This is a genomic window from Pseudomonas sp. DWRC2-2 (genome assembly GCF_049897885.1).
GTDB classification, from domain to species: Bacteria; Pseudomonadota; Gammaproteobacteria; order Pseudomonadales; family Pseudomonadaceae; genus Aquipseudomonas; species Aquipseudomonas azotoformans_A.
The window spans coordinates 1-20413 of sequence record NZ_JAFCXD010000013.1; the positions used below are offsets into that span (position 1 = coordinate 1).

16 protein-coding genes are annotated in these 20413 nt (G+C 60.0%); 9 read left to right on the plus strand and 7 right to left on the minus strand.

What is annotated here, in order from left to right; translation table 11 throughout:
- Positions 1-153: 153 nt before the first annotated feature.
- Both ACP7EW_RS30050 and ACP7EW_RS30055 read right to left on the minus strand, forming a co-directional pair.
- Positions 154-939, minus strand: a complete 786-nt coding sequence (locus ACP7EW_RS30050; RefSeq protein WP_061436680.1) for a sulfite exporter TauE/SafE family protein — start codon at positions 937-939, stop codon at positions 154-156.
- A gap of 91 nt (positions 940-1030) precedes the next feature.
- Positions 1031-1801: a class I SAM-dependent methyltransferase gene (locus tag ACP7EW_RS30055; RefSeq protein WP_426221717.1), complete on the minus strand. Its 771-nt coding sequence runs from the start codon at positions 1799-1801 to the stop codon at positions 1031-1033.
- A 138-nt stretch (positions 1802-1939) separates the two neighbouring features.
- On the opposite strand from ACP7EW_RS30055, the gene ACP7EW_RS30060 reads away from it, so the two are divergent.
- The 3 genes from ACP7EW_RS30060 to ACP7EW_RS30070 are packed head-to-tail and all read left to right on the plus strand — an operon-like array spanning position 1940 to position 3693.
- A complete protein-coding gene (locus ACP7EW_RS30060) occupies positions 1940-2461 on the plus strand; it encodes a DUF3455 domain-containing protein (RefSeq protein ID WP_038848534.1) in 522 nt (173 codons plus the stop codon).
- 51 nt (positions 2462-2512) lie between these two features.
- Positions 2513-3028, plus strand: coding sequence for a sigma-70 family RNA polymerase sigma factor (locus ACP7EW_RS30065; protein ID WP_426221718.1), 516 nt, complete (start codon positions 2513-2515; stop codon positions 3026-3028).
- Complete coding sequence (locus tag ACP7EW_RS30070; RefSeq protein ID WP_426221719.1) at positions 3025-3693, plus strand: anti-sigma factor; 669 nt, start codon at positions 3025-3027, stop codon at positions 3691-3693. Before ACP7EW_RS30065 ends, ACP7EW_RS30070 begins: the two co-directional genes overlap by 4 nt.
- Here the strand turns inward: ACP7EW_RS30070 and ACP7EW_RS30075 are convergent, their stop codons facing one another.
- Both ACP7EW_RS30075 and ACP7EW_RS30080 read right to left on the minus strand, forming a co-directional pair.
- Positions 3694-4995 carry an ATP-binding protein gene (locus tag ACP7EW_RS30075; protein WP_426221720.1) on the minus strand — a complete coding sequence of 434 codons (1302 nt, stop codon included), beginning with the start codon at positions 4993-4995 and terminating at the stop codon, positions 3694-3696. It lies immediately after the preceding gene.
- Positions 4996-4998: 3 nt separating this feature from the next.
- A complete protein-coding gene (locus tag ACP7EW_RS30080) occupies positions 4999-5700 on the minus strand; it encodes a response regulator transcription factor (RefSeq protein WP_010210801.1) in 702 nt (233 codons plus the stop codon).
- Positions 5701-5871: 171 nt separating this feature from the next.
- Here ACP7EW_RS30080 and ACP7EW_RS30085 point away from each other — a divergent pair, with 171 nt between their 5' ends.
- The 5 genes from ACP7EW_RS30085 (at position 5872) to ACP7EW_RS30105 (ending at position 12354) form a co-directional block, all read left to right on the plus strand.
- Entirely contained in the window at positions 5872-7014 is a 1143-nt protein-coding gene (locus ACP7EW_RS30085; RefSeq protein WP_426221721.1) for an efflux RND transporter periplasmic adaptor subunit, read from the plus strand.
- 6 nt (positions 7015-7020) lie between these two features.
- Positions 7021-10119: a multidrug efflux RND transporter permease subunit gene (locus ACP7EW_RS30090; RefSeq protein WP_426221722.1), complete on the plus strand. Its 3099-nt coding sequence runs from the start codon at positions 7021-7023 to the stop codon at positions 10117-10119.
- A gap of 38 nt (positions 10120-10157) precedes the next feature.
- Positions 10158-10799, plus strand: coding sequence for a DUF1345 domain-containing protein (locus ACP7EW_RS30095; RefSeq protein ID WP_061436673.1), 642 nt, complete (start codon positions 10158-10160; stop codon positions 10797-10799).
- A gap of 73 nt (positions 10800-10872) precedes the next feature.
- Positions 10873-11727, plus strand: coding sequence for an AraC family ligand binding domain-containing protein (locus ACP7EW_RS30100; protein WP_426221723.1), 855 nt, complete (start codon positions 10873-10875; stop codon positions 11725-11727).
- Between the two features lie 39 nt (positions 11728-11766).
- Entirely contained in the window at positions 11767-12354 is a 588-nt protein-coding gene (locus tag ACP7EW_RS30105) for a LysE family translocator (protein WP_426221724.1), read from the plus strand.
- Positions 12355-12407: 53 nt separating this feature from the next.
- Here the strand turns inward: ACP7EW_RS30105 and ACP7EW_RS30110 are convergent, their stop codons facing one another.
- The 3 genes from ACP7EW_RS30110 to ACP7EW_RS30120 form a co-directional block, all read right to left on the minus strand.
- A complete protein-coding gene (locus tag ACP7EW_RS30110; RefSeq protein ID WP_426221725.1) occupies positions 12408-14663 on the minus strand; it encodes an autotransporter outer membrane beta-barrel domain-containing protein in 2256 nt (751 codons plus the stop codon).
- 255 nt (positions 14664-14918) lie between these two features.
- Positions 14919-16970 (minus strand): hypothetical protein, encoded by a 2052-nt coding sequence (locus tag ACP7EW_RS30115; RefSeq protein WP_426221726.1) that lies wholly within the window; start codon positions 16968-16970, stop codon positions 14919-14921.
- A gap of 148 nt (positions 16971-17118) precedes the next feature.
- Positions 17119-19107: a hypothetical protein gene (locus tag ACP7EW_RS30120; protein ID WP_426221727.1), complete on the minus strand. Its 1989-nt coding sequence runs from the start codon at positions 19105-19107 to the stop codon at positions 17119-17121.
- 259 nt (positions 19108-19366) lie between these two features.
- Between ACP7EW_RS30120 and ACP7EW_RS30125 the strand changes: the two genes are divergently transcribed.
- Complete coding sequence (locus ACP7EW_RS30125) at positions 19367-20383, plus strand: LacI family DNA-binding transcriptional regulator (protein WP_426221728.1); 1017 nt, start codon at positions 19367-19369, stop codon at positions 20381-20383.
- Positions 20384-20413 lie beyond the last annotated feature (30 nt).

Below are 20413 nucleotides of genomic sequence, written 5' to 3' on the forward strand. Positions count from 1 at the left end.
ATTCAAGCCGGAGTGAGGGCACACCGAGCCTAGGCGAGGTGCCGAGTGTTGGGGCGAGGACCTTTTGGTTACTTTTGGGTCCTTCCAAAAGTGACCCGCTGTAAGAGCGGAACCATAAGCGGCCGTTACCTAAATAAAGGATATGCCCCCAAATCAAAACGCCAACTTATAACCAATGGCCATCAACATAACCGCCAAGCAAGGCCGCAAAACCGCATCCGGCAACTTGCCCGTCATATGGCTACCCACATAGATCCCCGGCAACGACCCCATCAACAAAAACCCCAACAAATGCCAATCCATATTCCCCATGCTCGCATGCCCCAACCCCGCCACCAGGGTCAACGGCACAGCATGCGCAATCTCAGTCCCCACCAACCGCCGAGTCGCCAGAAACGGATACAAAATAAACAACGCCACCGTACCCAAGGCCCCAGCGCCGATGGACGTCAGCGCCACCATGGTCCCGAGGATCGCGCCGGTCACCACCGTCAACACATTCAAATTACGCGGGCTCATGTGATAGCTATCACCCGCATGCCGCTGGGCAAACGCCAACAGGCTCTTCTTGAACAGAATCGCCAAAGCCGTCAACAGCAACACCACCCCAAGCGCCTGCTTGATCACCGCATTCATCACGCTAGGGTCAGTATGCAAACTGGCCAGAAACCACAAGGTCAACAGCACCGCGGGCACGCTGCCCAGGGTCAACCAGCCAGTAATGGTCCAATCGATATTCTTGTTCTTGCTGTGTACCAACACCCCACCCGACTTGGTAATGGCGGCATACAACAGGTCAGTGCCCACGGCGGTAGCCGGATTGATACCAAACCACAACAGGATCGGGGTCATCAAAGAGCCCCCGCCCACGCCGGTCATCCCCACGATAAAACCAACGATCAGGCCAGCTACCACAAAACCAAAATTACCCACATCCATTCCAGCTACCTGCGGCCTTATAAATTTCTGGCCGCAGGATAGCGATTTTTCTTATAACGACTTATATCAATATGATCTGACTTTATGCCTTTTAACTCAGTCGATGACAGACATACGCCTGGGTCTGATACGGAAAGGCAACCGTGTCACGCCCCTTCAATGCCGGATGCGTGTCAATCAACACCTGGAGTTGCGCGGTCACGACCGCCTTGGCCGCATCCGGCAGTGCGGCGATAAAGCTCACAGAGAGGAAGCGGTCCATGATCACCTCCTGAGGGCTGCCCACATGGCTGTAGGGAAAACAGGTCATTTCAGGCTCGGAAAAATACTCGCCAGTGAAGGCCTCACGCCAACGTCCCGTATGAAAACGCGGCGTGTCGCCCTCGTACGGGGTAATGATGGCGGTGATGGCGGCGACCCAATCCACCGACTCATCCCGCACATTCCACACCAGGCACAGTCGACCCTCGGGCTTGAGCACGCGATGGATTTCCGCCAGCGCGGCCTCGGTGGAAAACCAGTGAAATGCCTGGGCGCACACCACCGCGTCGGCGCTGGCAGTCGGCAGTGGGATGGATTCAGCCGTGCCATTGACCAGGCGCACATCCGGCAGCAGCTTGGTCAACTGCGCGCCCATCGCCGCCACCGGCTCGACGGCAATCAAGGTCGGCGCCAGGGTGCTGAGCAAGCGGGTGAATTTGCCAGTGCCGGCGCCCAGGTCAATCACACTGGCATGCGTGTCAATGTGCAGTGTGTCGGCGAGCCAGCCCGTGAGTTGTCTAGGATAGTCCGGCCGGCCTTGGGCGTAGGTGACGGCCTGGGTCGAGAAACCTCGTTGAGCAGACGTGTGAACACCAGTCATTGCCAATCTCTCCTCGGGTAAAGCGGGGGCACAGTGTGCGCCCTCTCACTTTTATTTTCTAATCGCTGCATCCAATCGCGCAGGCCCTGGGTAGTCCTTTCAGAACCCCCGCTGTTTGACTGAAATGGAGAAGTACCCATGAACGCTAAAACACTGTTCTGCCTCACTGCCCTGCTCGCCGCCGCCCCCGCAGCCTTCGCCCAGACCGGCTTGCCGGACAGTATCAAGGTGCCGGACGGCCATAAGGTGGCGATGGAAACCACCGGCGTCGGCGAAATCACCTACGAATGCCGCGACAAGGCCAACGCCGCCGGCCAGACCGAGTGGACCTTCGTCGGGCCCAAGGCGGTGTTGAATGACCGCAGCGGCAAGCAAGTCGGCACCTACTTCGGCCCACCGGCCACCTGGCAGGCCAAGGATGGTTCGAAAGTCACCGGCACCCAATTGGCCGTGGCGCCGTCGGGCGCGGGCAACCTGCCGTATCAACTGGTCAAGGCCAACCCCGCCGAAGGCAAGGGCGCGATGAGCGGCGTGAGCTACATCCAGCGCGTGGCCCTCAAGGGTGGCGTAGCGCCGAGCAGCGAGTGCACGGCGGCCAACAAAGGCAAGCAGGAAGTGGTGAAGTACCAGGCGGATTACATCTTCTGGGCGGCCAACTGAGTAAAGTCGGCTACGCTGCCCCCCATGCCGATCATTGGGGGGTAGCCATCCGTGTTTGATTACGAAGCCTGTCTGCAGGCCTGCGCCCGCGGCGATCAACGCGCCTTACGCCAGCTGTATGAGCAGGAAAGCAGCCATTTGCTCGGCGTGGCGATGCGCATCGCCAGGGACAAATCCCTGGCCGAAGACATCGTGCATGATGCGTTTATCAAGATCTGGCGCGGTGCCGGCAGTTTTGACCCCAGTCGCGGCTCGGCCCGTGGCTGGGTGTTCAGCGTGACCCGGCACCTGGCGCTCAATATCGTACGTAACCATTACCGCGAAATCCCGTTGGGCGACGAGCACGAACAAGTCGCTGCACCCGAAACCTTTGAATTCAGCGCACGCTCCGGGCAAGTTCACACCTGCCTGGAGCAACTCGACCCGGCCCGTCGCACGTGCATCCTGCATGCTTATGTCGACGGTTATTCCCACAGCGAAATCGCCCAGAAACTCGACACCCCGCTGGGGACCGTCAAGGCCTGGATCAAACGTAGCCTCGCCGCGCTGCGGGAGTGCATGGCATGAGCAACCCACTGGACGAACTGGCCAGCGAATACGTGCTGGGCACCCTGCCCGGCGAACAACGCGCCGACGTCGAACAACGCCTGAAGCACGACGCCGAACTGCGCGCTGCGGTGGACGCCTGGGAGCAGCGCCTGTTGCCGCTGACCGCCTTGGCGGAGCCGGTGCCGCCCTCATCCGAGCTGTGGCGGCGTATCGAACGCAACATTGCCAGCGCCCGCACGCACTGGTGGGACCTGCTGGCCGTATGGCGCGGCCTGGCCGGTGCGGGGTTTTTGACCACGCTGGTGCTGGCCGGGTTGCTACTGACCCGGCCGCCCACTGCCGACCCGACCTTTGTGGTGGTGCTGGTGGCGCCGCAAAGCCAGGCACCGGGCTGGGTGATCCAGGCGCGCAATGACCAGCAGATTCAGTTGATTCCCTTGGGGGTGATGGAAGTACCGTCCGACAAGGCCCTGCAGTTCTGGACCAAAGGCGACGGCTGGCAGGGGCCGGTGTCCCTGGGCCTGGTCAAGCCCGGGCAGACGCTCTCGGTGCCGTTGGACAAGCTGCCGCCGCTCACCCAGAACCAGCTGTTCGAGCTGACCCTGGAAGACCCGCGCGGTTCGCCGACCGGCAAACCCACTGGGCCGATCCAGGCAATCGGCCGCGCGGTCAAGGTGCTCTGATCAGGCGACGGTGGGCAACCACACGCGAAACCGTGCACCGCCCAGCGGCGAAGCCAACGCCGTCAAGCTGCCGCCCTGGGCTTCCAGGGCGCGTCGGCTGATGGCCAGGCCCAGCCCAAAACCGCCGGTGGCGCGGTCGCGGCTGCGGTCCAGGCGGTAGAACGGCTCGAAGATGCGCTCGCGCTGGTCCACAGGGATGCCGATACCGTCGTCGTCCACCCAGATTTCACAGCCCTCGGCGCACACCTTCACACCGACCTGGATGCGCTTGTCGCAGTAACGCGTGGCATTGCGCAACAGGTTCTGCAAGGCGCGGGCGGTCAGACGCGGGTCGAGGCTGAAGCGCTCCACAGCGCAGTCGAGCGCCACATCGATGACGATCTCGGGGTTTTCCAGTTCGTCATCGACGCTGCCCAGTACGCTGTCGATGAACTCATCGAGGACCACCTCGACCCGCTCCGGCAGTTGCGCCGGGTTTTGCAGGCGGCTGTAGGACAGCAACTCCAGCACCAGCTCATCCAGCTCGCGGATATGCGCGACCAGACTTTGCAGGCGCTCGCGGCTGGCTTCGGGCAGGTCTTCTGACAACGCCAGGGCCAGGCCGAAATCCAGGCGCGTGAGCGGCGTACGCAGTTCGTGGGAAACCGCATTGAGCAGGTCGCGCTGTTGGTTGAGCAGGTGTTCGATGTCGTCGGCCATGGTGTCGAACACCGTGGCCAGGCTGCCGATGTTGGAGCTTGGGGGAATGTGGGTGCGCTCGCTCAGATTGCCCCGGCCCAATTGGGCGGCCGTGCTTTTCAGGCGCTCCAGGTCGCGCCAGTGGGGGCGCAGCCACATCAGCAGGCAGGCCAGCAATGCGGCGACGATCAACACATTGATCGCCCAGTACAGCACGTTCATGTCCAGTGGGTCGGGCGGTATGGTCAGCTTGACCACGAACTGCTCGTTGATCGGCGAGCTGATTTCGGTCATCCAGCCCCACTCCCCCAGGCGCACGACGGACTTGCCCTGCTCCAGCAGTTGTTCTTCCGCCGGGGTGTAGCTGGCGTCCTGGCGCAGCAGCAATTGCACTTTCAGCGGCGCAAAGTCGCGGCCCAGTTGCTCGGTCACCTGTGACCAGCGCTCCACCGGCGCCCGCAGGTATTGCTTGACGATCAGCTTCTGCTGGCCGCGGGTCTGCTCGATGTTGTAGTTCATGTAGCGGTGTTCGAACAGCTGGATCACCAGCGAGGGGATCAGGTAGATCGCCATGCTGTAGGTGACGATGGTGATCAGGTAAAGCCGCAGCAGTACTCGAAACATGGCTCAGCATTCCCACTCGGAACGACTGAACAGGTAACCCTTGCCCCACACCGTCTTGATCTTGCGCGCTTCGCCGGCGTTGTCGTCGAACTTGCGGCGCAGCTTGGAGATGGCCACGTCCACCGAACGGTCGGTGCCATTGAACTCGATGCCGCGCAGGCGTTGCAGGATCTGGTCGCGACTCAATACCTCTCCCGCATGCCGCGCCAGCACCACCAACAGGTTATATTCGCCGCTGGACAACTCCACCGGCTGCTCGCGCCAGGTCACGGTGCGCTCCGACAGGTCGATGCACAGGTTGCCCATGATGATCTGATCATTGGCCACCTGGGGTTCGGACAAACTGCTGCGCCGTAACAAGGTGCGTACCCGCGCCAGCAATACACGCGGCTCGCAGGGCTTGGTCACGTAGTCGTCGGCGCCCATTTCCAGGCCCAACACCTGGTCGTGGCTGTCATCACGGGCAGTGAGCATCAGGATCGGCAGCCCCGCCGAGTCGGCGCGCAACAGCCGGCAGACTTGCAGGCCATCTAGGCCGGGCAACATCAGGTCGAGGATCACCAGGTCCGGCGGGTTCAGGCGCGCGCGTTCACGGACGTGGTCGCCACGGCTGAGCACGCTGACGTGGTAGCCATTGCGTTCCAGGTAGCTGGCAATCAGCTCGGAGAGTGCGGCGTCGTCTTCCACCAGGAGGATGTTGGGCATGGTGTTTCCAAATAATGCGGTTTGTTGGTGTGTTGCAGGATTGTGCAAGGATATACGCCCCCGGCGCCCCGCGCGCCGCACCTTACATTTCTTCACAGACGAGCTACACAGCTTCACAGCACCAAGGCGCAGGTGACTTTAGGATGCGCCAGTCAATATTGGGATAAGAGCATGTCGAAGAATCTGTTTGCGCCATTTTGCCTGCTGGCCCTCACCCTGGCCCTGAGCGCGTGTGGCGACTCCGCCGCCGAAGCACCGCAGATGCCCCTGGCCAAAGTGCGCGTCGAAACCCTTGAAGCCAAACCCTTGGCCATCACCAGCGAACTCAGCGGCCGCATTGCCGCGCCGCGTATCGCCGAAGTGCGCGCACGGGTCGCCGGTGTGGTCATACAACGGGTGTTCAAGGAAGGCCATGACGTGAAACAGGGCGACGTGCTGTTTCGCATCGATCCCGCGCCGTTCAAGGCCGACCTCGACAGCGCCCAGGCCAACCTGAGCAAGGCCGAGGCCGATGCCTTCAAGGCGCGCCTGCAGGAGCAGCGCTACAGCCAATTGGTGGAAGGCAATGCCATCAGCGGCCAGGACTACGACAACGCCCGCGCCGCCGTGCGCCAGACCGCCGCCGAAGTCGCCGCCAACAAAGCCGCCGTCGAACGCGCCCGCTTGAACCTGGGCTACGCCACCGTGACCGCGCCGATTTCAGGGCGCATCGGCCGTGCGCTGGTCACCGAAGGCGCGTTGGTGGGGCAGAACGAGGCCACGCCGCTGGCGCTCATCCAGCAACTGGACCCGATCCACGCTGACCTGACGCAGTCCACCCGCGAGCTGAACGACCTGCGTCGCGCCTTCCGCGCCGGCAGCTTGAAGCAGGTCGGCCAGGACCAGGCCAAGGCGACGCTGATCGAGGACGACGGCAGCCTCTACCCGTTGCCGGGCAAGTTGCTGTTCGCCGAGATCAGTGTCGACCCTGGCACCGGGCAAATCATCCTGCGCAGCGAGTTCCCCAACCCGGACCTCGACCTGCTGCCCGGCAGCTTTGTGCGCGTGCGCCTGGAACAGGCCGTCGACAAACAAGGCATCAGCGTGCCGCAACGCGCCATCACCCGCGACAGCGCCGGTATCCCGATGGTGCTGCTGCTGGACGCCGAGCAGACCGTGAGCCAGCAGCCGGTAGAGCTGGGCGCGGTGATCAATGATCGCTGGATCGTCAGCAGCGGCCTCAAGCCCGGTGACCGCATCATCGTCGAAGGCCTGCAACACGCGCGCCCCGGTGAAAAAGTTGAAGTGGACGACAGCCCGCTCGTAAAGGAATAACCCGCCATGCCGCAGTTCTTTATTGACCGCCCGATCTTCGCCTGGGTGGTCGCCCTGTTTATCCTGCTGGCCGGCTTGCTGGCGATCCCACAGTTGCCGGTGGCGCAGTACCCCAACGTCGCGCCGCCGAAAGTCGAGATCTACGCGGTGTACCCCGGTGCGTCGGCGCAGACCCTGGATGAAAGCGTGGTGAGCCTGATCGAGCAGGAGCTCAACGGCGCCGATCACTTGCTGTATTTCGAGTCCCAGAGCAGCCTCGGTTCGGCCACCATCACCGCCACCTTCCAGCCGGGCACCAACCCGGAAATGGCCCAGGTGGACGTGCAGAACCGCCTCAAAGCGGTGGAGCCGCGCCTGCCCCAGGCGGTGACCCAGCAAGGCTTGCAGGTGGAGAAGGTCTCCGCCGGCTTCCTGCTGCTGGTGACCCTCACCTCCAACGACGGCAAGCTCGATGACGTAGCGCTCAGTGATTACCTGGCCCGCAACGTGATGAACGAACTCAAGCGCCTCGACGGTGTGGGCAAGGCCCAGCTGTATGGCGCCGAGCGCGCCATGCGCATCTGGATCGACCCGCAGAAACTGATCGGTTTCAACCTGACGCCGGCCGACGTGAGCGCCGCGATCAGCGCGCAGAACGCCCAGGTTTCGGCCGGGAGCATCGGTGATCTGCCGGGCACCAACACCCAGGAAATCACCGCCGCGATCCTGGTCAAGGGCCAGCTTTCGACGCCTGCCGAGTTTGCCGACATCGTGCTCAAGGCCAACCCGGACGGTTCCACCGTACGCATCGGCGACGTGGCGCGGGTTGAAGTCGGCAGCCAGGAATACCAGTTCTCCACCCGCCTGAACGGCAAGCCGTCCACCGCCGTCAGCGTGCAGCTGTCGCCGGGCGCCAACGCGCTGAACACCGCGACGCTGGTGCGGGCGAAGATGGACGAGCTGTCGCGCTACTTCCCGGCCAATGTGGAATACAAGATCCCGTACGACACCTCGCCGTTCGTCAAGGTCTCGATCACCAAGGTGGTCTACACCCTGCTCGAAGCGATGGCGCTGGTGTTTGCGGTGATGTTCCTGTTCCTGCAGAACGTGCGCTACACCTTGATCCCGACGCTGGTGGTGCCGATTGCCCTGATGGGCACCTTCGCCACCATGTTACTGCTGGGCTTCTCGATCAACGTACTGACCATGTTCGGCATGGTGCTGGCCATCGGCATTCTGGTGGACGACGCCATTGTGGTGGTGGAGAACGTCGAGCGCATCATGGCGACCGAGGGCTTGTCGCCCAAGGAGGCGACGAAAAAGGCCATGGGCCAGATCACCGGGGCCATCATCGGCATTACCCTGGTGCTGGTCGCGGTGTTCCTGCCGATGGCGTTCATGGCCGGTTCGGTGGGGGTGATCTACCAACAGTTCTCGTTGTCGATGGCGACCTCGATCCTGTTCTCGGCATTCCTCGCCCTGACCTTGACCCCGGCTCTGTGCGCCACCTTGCTCAAGCCGATCGCCAAGGGCGAGCACCATGCCAAGGGCGGTTTCTTCGGCTGGTTCAACCAACGCTTTGAAAGCCTCACCGACCGCTATGAAGGCTGGGTGGCCTACGCCCTCAAGCGCAGCGGCCGCTACCTGCTGATCTACCTGGTGTTGCTGGTAGGCCTGGGCTGGATGTTCAGCCGCCTGCCCTCCTCCTTCCTGCCGGTGGAAGACCAGGGCTACACCATCACCGACATCCAGTTGCCACCCGGCGCGAGCAAGAACCGCACGGTGCAGGTGGCCGAGCAGATCGAAGCGCACAACGCCGAGGAGCCTGGGGTGGGCGACACCACCATGATCATGGGCTTCAGCTTCTCCGGTTCCGGGCAGAACGCCGCGCTGGCGTTTACCACGCTCAAGGATTGGTCCGAGCGCAGCAGTGATGATTCGGCGTCGTCGATTGCCGACCGCGCCAACATGGCCTTCAGCGAGCTTAAGGATGCAATTGCCTACGCGGTGCTGCCGCCGCCGGTGGATGGCCTGGGCACCTCCAGTGGTTTCGAGTTCCGCCTGCAAGACCGCGGTGGCGTCGGCCATGCCGCGCTGATGGCGGCGCGTACCGAATTGCTGGCCGCCGCCGAGAAAAGCCCGATCCTGGCCAACGTGCGCGAAAGTGCCCTGGCCGAAGCCCCGCAAGTGCAGCTGGAAGTGGACCGCAAGCAGGCCAACGCGTTGGGCGTGTCTTTTGCGGACGTGGGCAATGTGCTGTCCTCGGCCATCGGTTCGGCCTACATCAACGACTTCCCCAACCAGGGCCGCATGCAGCGGGTGGTGGTGCAGGCCGAAGGCGACCAGCGCAGCCAGGTGGCGGACTTGATGAAAATCAACGTGCGTAACAATGCGGGCAAGATGGTGCCGCTGTCGTCGTTTGTCGAAGCCAAATGGACCCAGGGCCCGACGCAGCTGACCCGCTACAACGGCTACCCGGCTATCGCGATTTCCGGCGAAGCGGCCCCGGGGCACAGCACCGGTGAGGCAATGGACGAGATCCAGCGTCTGGTCAGCCAGTTGCCGGCCGGTTTGGGCCAGGAATGGACCGGTTTGTCGTTGCAGGAACGCTTGTCCGGTTCCCAGGCGCCCTTGCTGCTGGGCTTGTCGCTGCTGATCGTGTTCCTGTGCCTGGCGGCGTTGTACGAAAGCTGGTCGATCCCGACCTCGGTGTTGCTGGTAGTGCCGCTCGGTGTACTCGGCGCGGTCATCGCGGTGAGCTTGCGCGGCATGCCCAACGATGTGTTCTTCAAGGTCGGCCTGATCACCATCATCGGCCTCTCGGCGAAGAACGCGATCCTGATCATCGAGTTCGCCAAAGACCTGTATGACCAGGGCGAAGACCTGGTCACCGCCACCTTGAAAGCCGCGCGCTTGCGCCTGCGGCCGATCATCATGACGTCCCTGGCGTTCATCCTTGGCGTGGTGCCCCTGGCGATTGCCACCGGTGCCAGCTCGGCCAGCCAGCAGGCGATTGGTACGGGGGTGATCGGCGGGATGATCACCGCAACCCTGGCGGTGGTGTTTGTGCCGGTGTTCTTCGTGGTGGTCATGAAGCTGGTGCGCAAGCGCCACAAGACCGAGTGATGCTATGGTGCTCACAACCGCCTGCGTTGTGAGCACCTATGTCGTTTCTAGCCCGCACCCACCCCCGCCTTTCCGCCGCCGCCGTGTTCGGGATTGCCGTGGGCATCCTGGTGCCGGCCGACACCCTCGTCAGCAAAATCCTCATTGGCTGGAACGCCGGCGTCTGGACCTACCTGGTGCTGATGCTGTGGCTGACCCGCCGCGCCAAGGCCGAAGACGTCAAACGCATCGCCGAGGTCGAAGATGAAAACGCCGGCCTGGTGCTGTTCACGGTATGCATCGCCGCGATTGCCAGTTTGGCGACCATCACCTTCGAACTGGTGGGCAGCAAAGACCTGGCGACCTCGGAACGCCTGCTGCACTACGGTTTCACCGGGCTGACCGTGATCGGTTCTTGGCTGCTGATCGGGGTGATTTTCAGCGTGCACTACGCTCGTTTGTATTACACCTGGGACGGCAAGGAACCGGCGTTGCGCTTTGCCGAGGGCCTGACCACCCCCAATTACTGGGACTTCCTGTACTTTTCCTTCACCATCGGCGTGGCGGTGCAGACCTCCGACGTGGGCGTCGCCACCCGTGGCATGCGCAAAGTGGTGCTGGGGCAATCATTGATCGGCTTTCTGTTCAACACCGCCATCCTGGGGTTCTCAATCAATATCGCCGCCGGGCTGTTCGGTTGACGCTGCACAAACCTTCTAGACGCCCGGCACGCGCTGGGCGCTAATAGCTTCACTAAGCCCGCCTCGGTGTTTTATGGCCGCGCACAACTGGATCGACCTGTCCCAGGACGCCGACACTGGCATCGAGACCCTGCGCGCGCATTTTGAAGGCCACGCCTACGACCCTCACTGGCACGACAGCTACCTGATCGGCGTCACCGAACAAGGCGTGCAGCAATTCAACTGCCGCCGCACGCGCCACAATAGCGTACCGGGCCAGGTGTTTCTGGTGGAGCCCGGTGAACTGCATGACGGTGACGCGCCCACCGCAGACGGTTTCACCTACCACATGCTCTACCTCGACCCGCACTGGTTGGCGCGGGAAGTCAGTGCGGTGTTCGAAGAGGCGCCGCTGGACAGCCAGTTGAGTTTCGCCAGCACCTTGACCAGCGACCCACGCCTGGCCCTGGCCACCAGCCAAGCCTTCCAGACCCTGCACAGCGGCGAACTGCGCATCGTGCGCCAGCGCGCCATGGACCAGTTGCTGGAGCGCCTCACCGGCCAACTCTACTGGCGCACCCGCTACCGCGACGACCCGCGATTGCCCTTGGTGGCACACAAGGCACGGGAATACCTGCACGCTCATTTGCAGTTTGATGTGGGCATGGACGAACTGGCGCTTGCGTGTGGCGTCGACCGCTTCCGCCTGACCCGTGCGTTCAAGAGCGCGTTTGGCCTGCCGCCCCACGCCTATCTGGTGCAACTGCGCCTGGCCCGCGCCCGGCATTTGCTGGCCAAGGGCGAACAACCGGCAGATGTGGCGATTGCCCTGGGTTTTGCCGACCAGAGCCACATGGGCCGCTGGTTCGTGCGCGCCTATGGGTTGACGCCTGCGGCGTACCGCAAGCGCTGCTCAAATCTTCCAGACAGGCCACCCGCGGGCTTGTGAAGATCGACTCCATCGATTGATTGTTCGGAGTCACCCGCCATGCTGCCATTTATCCTGTTTGCCTTTGTCGCATCCATCACCCCAGGCCCCACCAATATCCTGGTGTTCAGCAACAGCGCACGCTACGGCTTCAAGGCCGCGTTGCCGATCATTCTGGGGGCTTGCATGGGCGCGGCGGGCATTGTGCTGCTGGTGGGCTCGGGCATCGGCCAGTCACTGGTGCAGTTGCCCAGGGTACAGAGTGCCATGCAATGGGCCGGTGTGGCCTGGTTGAGCTATCTCGCGTGGCAGATTTTCAGCGCGCCCGCAGCGGCCGTAGAAGTGCAGTCAACACACAAGCGACTGGGCTTGCGCGGCGCCGCCGGCTTGCAATTCATCAATCCCAAGACCTGGATGATGGCGCTGGCCGTGGTCAGTGTATTCGCGGGTCACGGTGCAGAACGCCAGAGCCAGGTGCTGGTGCTGTCCCTGGTGTTTTTCCTGATAGCACTGCCGTGCCTCGGGGCCTGGGCGGTGTTGGGTGCGGGGTCGAGCCGGCTTCTGCGCTCGCCAAACGCCATGCAGCACTTCAACCGGTGCATGGCCCTGCTTCTGCTGGGTTCGACCTGGCTGAGTGTGCTGATCTGAACGCAAAAAAAAGGGGAAGCCTTGGCTTCCCCCTGTTCAACTCAACGACAACGTTAGAAGTCGTAACGCACCCCGAAGTTGACACCCCACGGCTGATCGATCTTCTTGCCCTGGCTGGTTTCGACGTCAGCGTGCAACTTGACGTTCTCCGAAACCGACATCGCCAAACCGGCCGCCAGCTCGATGCGCGAGCCCGACAGGTCGTTGTTGAAGGTCTGGTCGTTGATGAACACCTTGTTGCTCTGATCGAACTCATGGGCCACAGCGGTACGCAAGTAAGGCTGCAACACACCGCCGCTTTCCAGCTGAATGTTCTTGCCGGCGGTCACGCCGAGCTTGCCCACCACGGAGCTGGAACGATCGCCCTTGGCCTGCAGGCCGTTGGTCAACTCGTAGCTTTGCGCCTGAGTGATGGTTGCCGACAACTGGCCGTAGGGTTCCACGTAAAAGTCGTTGTCCAGCTTGATATGCCGACCGAACTCCGCCGAGGCGCCCACGGCATTTTGCGCGTAGTTGCCCTTGGCTTTCTTGCCGTCGCTCATGGTCACGTCGTTTTCCGTGTGCAAGCGGTTGAGCTTGGCCACACCGTCGAAGTACAGCCCGCTTTCGGCGTCCAGCCAGGTGGCGTAACCACCCACGTAGTAACTCTTCACTTCGCCGCTGCTGCCACGGGTCAGGCTGAGGTCGGAGGCACTGTGACCGGCCATCACACCCGCGATCCACTGGCCGTCACCGCCGGACAGTGGCGCATCGGCACCGATGGTGAAGCCCTTCTGGTTTTGCGTGTAGCCCGCACCGTTCTTGTTCGCCGCCACGTCGAATTTGTTGCCGTAGCTGCGCATCCACATCCCGTTGCCCGCGCCTTCACTGAAGCGCAGTTCACCCATGCGCGTACGCAGGATGCTCATCTCGCCGTACAGCACGGTGGGCGCGCTGTTGAACAGGGCCAGTACCGAATGGGCGCTGGTACTGGTGCCCTTACGGTTGGGGTCGAGGAACCAGTCGGTGCCGTCCTTCTGCAGACCGTAGGCGTACGCGCCTACATCTACGGTGCCGCTGGCCAGGCTGAACTGCGCATCCCCGCCTTCGGTGTGGACCACTTTGATCGGCTCGCCGTCGGCCAGGTTCGAACCGCTGGCGGCCAGCATCAGGCTATGGTTGCCTTCAGCCTTGCCTGCCACGTTGAGGAAGTCGGTCTGATGGGTCAGGAAATCGGTGTTCATGATGAACGTACCGTTGCCTTCCAGGCTCTTCACGTCCAACTGGTAGAACTCATCCGGCCCGCCAAAATGCACGGCGCCGCCGCCCATTTTCAGGGCCTCGACATTGCTGTCGCCCACCAGTACCCAATGGGAGGCGTCATTCACACTCAGCTCGGCGACGTTTTTCAACTGGCCGGTCAGCCAGGCGCCATTGTTGAGCTGCGCTTTGGCGGTGCTGCCCTCTTCGACCACGATGTCGCCGAACAACGCACTGTGGTCGACATTGAAATTGGCGGTGGAGCCATTGGTCACTTCGAGCAGATTACCGTTGCTACCAAGCAGGCTCGAACCGTTGCGGACCTGGATATCCGCGTGGGTTCCCTCGCGGGTGACAATCGCAGCACCGTTCTTGCCTTCAACGCTGGAGCCGTCCAGCACCAGCGTACTGCCCAGCACGCCAGAGCTGCCATCGATGCCCATCAGCACGCCATTTTTGCCACCCACAATCTGACTGTTGGTGGCATTGGCCTGACCGCTATAGAGAGCCAGCCCCAAACCACTGGCACCGGTTGCTTCGACCTTTGTACCGATCAAGTCCAGCACGCTATAGGCGCTGGCCGTGGCGCCGCGTTGGGTGCCGGTGATCGTGCTATCGACGACCTTCACGGAAGAACCCACTGTGCTGCCGTCGGTACGGGCGGCGATCAGCCCGGTGCCGTTGTTGTTGATAATGTTACTGTTGGTGATCAATACCTTGCTGTCGTTGGCATGCACAGCGGCAGGCGCCGTGCTGCGCGCAATCACATCAGAACCGTCTATACGAATATCGGAGTTGAACCCCGTGATGTCCAGGGTAGAACTGCCCGGTTCAACCACCAAGGTCGCGGACTGGGCGCGAATATCCTTGGTGACTGCACCTTTGACGGTAAATCCGGAACCTGGTTGCAACTCGTAGCGGTCCGAGGGAGAGCCAGGCAGCACGAAATCGTCGGGGGCGGTGATGCTTCGGGCATCCGCCGCGTGTGCCATGAGCATCAGCAACGTGACAGCGTTGGCTTTCAACGCGAGACTTAAAGGTGATGGTTTGAAATTGAATACAGATGACATTTGATGTACCTCTGGGTTGGCGTTCCTTTACGCAAGAATCTGGCTGGTTCCAAAGTGCGTGGGAGCCTGCCAATCGAGCGGTGCCAAGGTATCCAGAGTGATTACCGGTATATGTAGGACTTATCCTAAGTAGTTGCATCTATAGGCGTTTTGCTTCAGGAGAACTCTCCTGTCGCCTACATGGGAAGGGTTTTTTTTCCATAAAAAAGCCAAAGAGCGAATTAATCGCTCTTTGGCCTAGCCGCTCAACACTCACTATGGGCCGGGTACGGCGCCACCATCGCAGAAGGTCCCGTTAGTGCCAGACGCCCCGGATTTCTGGCCGCGTACACGCTGGATCGCATCATTGGAGTTCAGGGGCGCTCCACCTGCCTGCGGGATGCTGTAGTAGAGTTTTGCTGAACCTGCAAGCCTTGTCGCAAACGTCGGTTGGATGGTCTTGAAGATCGTTGCATAGGGCCCGAGGTTCATCGTGAACCCCAAGTTGATGTCGGACTGTTGCGTGATTGTGTGAGTTGCAGTACCCACCGCAGCGGGCACCTCCATACCCGCAGTAGCGGCATCATCGCTATAACCCTGCCAGTGCAACGTCACCACCATATTCAATGCAAACTCAGTGCTTGGCGGGATAAACACCACCAGATTACCGGGTGGAGGCCCTTTGGGTACGAAGCTGTCGCAGTTGATGAAGACGTTCGCCGTAAGGTTTTGCACTACCGGTTTATCCAGCGAGACAAAGTTCGCGGTCACGTTCACAGGCGTAAGGGGTGATTGCTGTTTATTGGTGGTGCCCGCCGATTCGATGGTGTAATACGCCAGTTTGGTGCCGTTTTTTCCGGCGACGATCGCGGCCCAGGGGATGACCATGTCAATTTCTTGATCCGCGACGCCACTGGGAACAGGCAGGGCGGGAGGTACAAAAAGCCCGTCATAATAGAGCCTGATCGTAAAGGCTCGAGCGTCGGGGGTGGGTGGATCACTCCAAAGCTTAATGCGCGCAATAGCAGGGCGAGTGGCATGGTCGGGAGTCAGTTCATTGTCAGATCCCTCTACGCCCAAGAAGTCTTTACCGATCACCCGAACTGGATTCAGTTTGTCATTGATCGGGTCTGGACCACCCGGTGTAGGCCCTACAACAAACAGATCCAAATCGGTCGTCGCAGTCAAGACTGCTGGATAGGAAACCGTGCGGCGCTTGACCGAATAAGAAACCGTCAGTGGCAACAGCCCTACTGTTGCACCGTAGAGCGCTACCAGCGCTAGATAATCTACCGGAACTCGGATCGGGAATGTGGCACTGCTCACTGGAAACTCAGGCACATCGTAAGAACCCAGGCTGGTAGTGAGTTTGACAAGCAAACTATCGGACGCGCGCAACACGTTGTCGTAAACAGGGACACGCACGACCATGCCACTGAGTGCCGCTACATCATCACGGTCGGTCAACCCATCACCGGGGACAGCCAAATCGATGGTGGGAGCTTTGAAATTGCTGGGTTTGGGAAACAGGCTTACGTCAAAGTTGAAGGCACCCGACTGTTTGTACATCGGATTGCCGGCCGCATCGACGATCAGATACCGCAAGCTGTGGACGCCATCCGGAGCCCCTTGAACGACCGATAGCGGCAGGGGGAAAGTGCGATCGGCGGGAATTGGCCAATACGGGTCAGGGTTACCTACAACGGGCAGGTAGGGATCATCCGAATTGGCGAAAAAGAACAGTGCCCGATCACCGGGGGCTTTGCCATAAGGAACATAGTCAGGAATGGTAAAAATTGCAGATTCATTCGGCTTGCCCATGAAGTAATCAGCCCCCACGGAAGCAGGCAGATCCGTGGGTGGAATAGGTGCAGGAATGGTTCCAACATAAGCCTCATAGGGCCCTTCAAGGTCAGCAATCAATAACTGGGGTAGAGACTCGGTGGTGTTACCCACTTTGAAAACGAAAAACGAATATTTGATCTGGTGAATACCAGGGGCACGCCGAGCACGCGCGATATTCACTTCGAGCCCGGTTGCCGGAAGTGAAGACACGCTTTGGGTCAAATAAGGATCACCGAAGTCGGCTGCATCATTTGGCTTGATCCACAGACTGAAAAAGTCAGGTTCAAGTGGGTCCGTACTGAAGTCGTCGGGCCGGGGAACAATGAGTTTTGTGTTTTCGCTCAATGATGCTGCGCGTGTCAGCAAGCCGGGAAAGCCTGGGACCTGATCCTCTAGTACTCCGTCAGGAAGAGCGGAAATTCCGGGATTGGCCCTGCGTGAATTCTCAAAGCATCGAATAGTGTCCAACGTATTCTTTTTCATGTTGATCTCCGGTGTTACTCAGGTAGCACAGTAGTTTCAAAGCGTGCGCGAACGCACAACGATACATTGCTGAGGTTTAATCTTTATAACGGCGTCCTGAAAACTTCGGCCACCGACAACAATAACTGCTGCCGAAAACCGAAATCCATCATTTACTCGACAGCAGTGTTGCCACCCCCGTAGTTGAACATGAGATTACATCGCCCGCCTTGCAATAACCTGGCGCGCTATAGTTTAGATCAACATGAATTCTTCTAGGCGAAGACTCACCTATCAGTACACCACCGCGCCTGACTTGGTACCAGGCTTTCGCGCTGCCAAAGTCTCTCATAGGAACAACTTTTTCTTCGTAGGGAGCAACAACAAAGTTCAATCCGTTGGCCAGGTCATTGCCGTTATTGAAAACGCCATTTTCAGCAAATCTTGATTCATCAATCACCGGCGGCACCCAGTTATAACTGTCATAACCCTCCCAGAAAAACCTGATCACGTCATTCAATTCAAAGAGCGGATCAGCGGTGACATGCCAATGGACGCCAAAAAACACTTCAGGCTTGGAACAACAAGACAAGTTACCCGCACCGCCCACCAAGGTATGTTTTAGAACAGGCGCTGGAAATTGAATCAGCGTGCCAGTGTTCACATTCACGAATGTATTATCAGACTGTTGGTCATTCACTCCGTTACTGGTGGTGTAATACACCGGCAGTGCCGGATGTATGAAGCCTTCCATCACGGCCCAGGGGATTACCGTAGAAAATACCAGCTGGCCTGCTACATCACCGGACTGGACGGTATAGGAGGCCACAGGCCCAGTCCCGTTCCAATAAAAGCCCAAGATCTGACCAGGCTGGGGATCCTGATAAAGCAATACACGCGCACGAGCACCTGCCGGATTGTCATCATGGTTGACCACGTTTTTGGTATTGGAGACAAACCCCCACACCTCCGCCAGCGGCAGATCCAGGTTGAGCAAGGCTGGGGCGTTGGCGTGGTCTTGCCCGGCGACCGTCAAGTTGACATTCACAGGTATCGCGAAGGATGGAAATGGCGGCAGGCTGCCGCGAATAATCTCGTAGCGCACCGGCACTGTTTCGGGGGCCAGTGGGTCCATCAACGGTCCACGTAGCACCGGCCAGTCAATCCTCACGTCGGTGGGGAAGCCAGAAATAGTCTGGAGCGGTGCGGGACGGTCTTTCCAGTAAACGCGAACCTTATCCCCTGGCGCCCAGGCGGTATATGCATTAATCCTGACAAAAATACCGGCGCGGGCGTCATCACGCTTGATCAGCGAATCACTGTAACGTTCAGGCGGATAGATTTCTGGCAGTGGCCGTGGCCCGGGCAATGGAATCAGCGCCAACTGAAATGGAAGGCCGGCACTGCGCACACTGAAATTACCGGCCTTGTCGAAAATCCGGTAAAAGATATACGCGGCACCATTGATCAACCCACGGAATTTGTCCGCCGGCAAATATACGATCAATGGATCGCTACTCAACACCAACTTATAAATATAATCCGGCCCGGCAACCGGAGGGTTTGCAGCATTGGACAAGTAGAGGTGAATATCATCGCCGTCGCTGCGACCTGTATAAGGGAGAAGGTGAAGTGCGACCGGATCGTTATTCAGCAGGTACGTTTCATCCACCGCAGGTGATGGCGGCACCACAAATTCGAGATGATGGGCAGGGTCCAGCAACTCCGGATTGCTCTGGTCGATCGTAAGTGTTCTTTTGGGGTCTAGTTCGGTGCGCCCACCAAATGAGTCTGTGACAACGTAATAGAGCTGAACCGTGCCCGACAAGGATTGCATTATAAGAGTGTTAATTTTCAGAACATGCTCAGTCGGAAACGGTGGCGGTGGAGCAGTAACAGTCTTTGATTCCGTGTGAACAATAGCTGTCCCTTGCATCAAAATGAGGTCAAGGGTATGCGGGCTATCCAGCGGCACAGGCCCCGGCCCCCACATGGGAATTTTCACTTCCAGGTCTGCAAGCAACACATTTCTTTTTAGTAGACCCGTTGGGTCTAAGGGGTCCACGCCGGTGATATCCATTGGAGCAAGTGACAGAACACCCTTCGCATTCAAAGAAGATGCCCCAGTGCCGGTGCCTGAACTAGAGGTGCTTGGCATAACAACTTCCTCAACGCTGCAACGAGAAAGAACCAGCAACGACGGAACTACTGGTCGACTATTGAAGAAATTAAATACTCAATTTGATGCATCCGAAACTGTCAGAATTCACAGGTAAGGTATGCCGTTGGTCGTTCTACGATCCATTGGACGGGAGACTTTTACGGTTTTTCCTTGACGATTAAGGCTGCATGGTGTCTTCTGAAACCGGTTTCAGATAATGCGCCAGTCGTCTATTCCAATAAGAAAGGCTAGTCTCATGACCCCATTTTCCGCCGCCCAGCGCAGCCGCGTCACCATGCTCGACGTCGCCGAGCGCGCGGGTGTCTCCAAGGCCAGCGTATCGCGTTTTATCGGCGACGACCGCGCCCTGCTCTCCGATGCCATCGCCTTACGCATCGAGCAAGCCATCGAACAACTCGGCTACCGCCCCAACCAGATGGCCCGTGGTCTCAAGCGTGGCCGCACGCGGCTCATCGGCATGCTGGTGGCCGACATCCGCAACCCCTATTCCATTGCGGTGATGCACGGTGTCGAAACCGCCTGCCGCCAACACGGCTACAGCCTGGTGGTGTGCAACACCGACCGCGATGACGAACAAGAGCGCCAGCATCTGGCGGCCCTGCGTTCGTACAACATCGAAGGGCTGATCGTGAACACCCTCGGCCATCACCTCGACCAACTGCTGGAACTGCAACGGGAAATGCCCCTGGTGCTGGTGGACCGCAAAGTCGAGCCGCTGCACAGCGATCTGGTGGGGTTGGATAACCCCGCAGCCGTGCGCATGGCGGTGGAACATCTGGAGCAACAGGGTTATCGCGATGTGCTGCTGGTGAGCGAAGCCACCGATGGCACCAGTTCGCGCCTGGAACGCCTGGAGAGCTTCAAGGCTGAGATCGCCAACCGCCCGAAATTGACCGGTGCCGTGCTGGAACTGGATGACGCGCTGCAACAACACCTGCAAACCTTTCTCGCAAAACCTGGCCCCAAGGCGCTGTTCTGTGCCAACGGCGTTGCGGCACTGGCCTGTACGCGTGCGCTCAAGAACCTTGGCTGCAACTTATTCGATGACGTAGGCCTGATCGCCCTGGATGACCTGGATTGGTATCCCTTGGTGGGCGGCGGCATCACCGCCCTCGCCCAACCCACCGACGCCATTGGCGCCTCGGCGTTCGACTGCCTGCTCAAGCGCTTGCGCGGCGACACCGAGCCGACGCGTACCCTGGATTTCTTGCCCCAACTGATTATCCGCGGCTCAACACAATCCATTGTTTGATTTTCGCTTAAAAATGAAACCGGTTTCAGA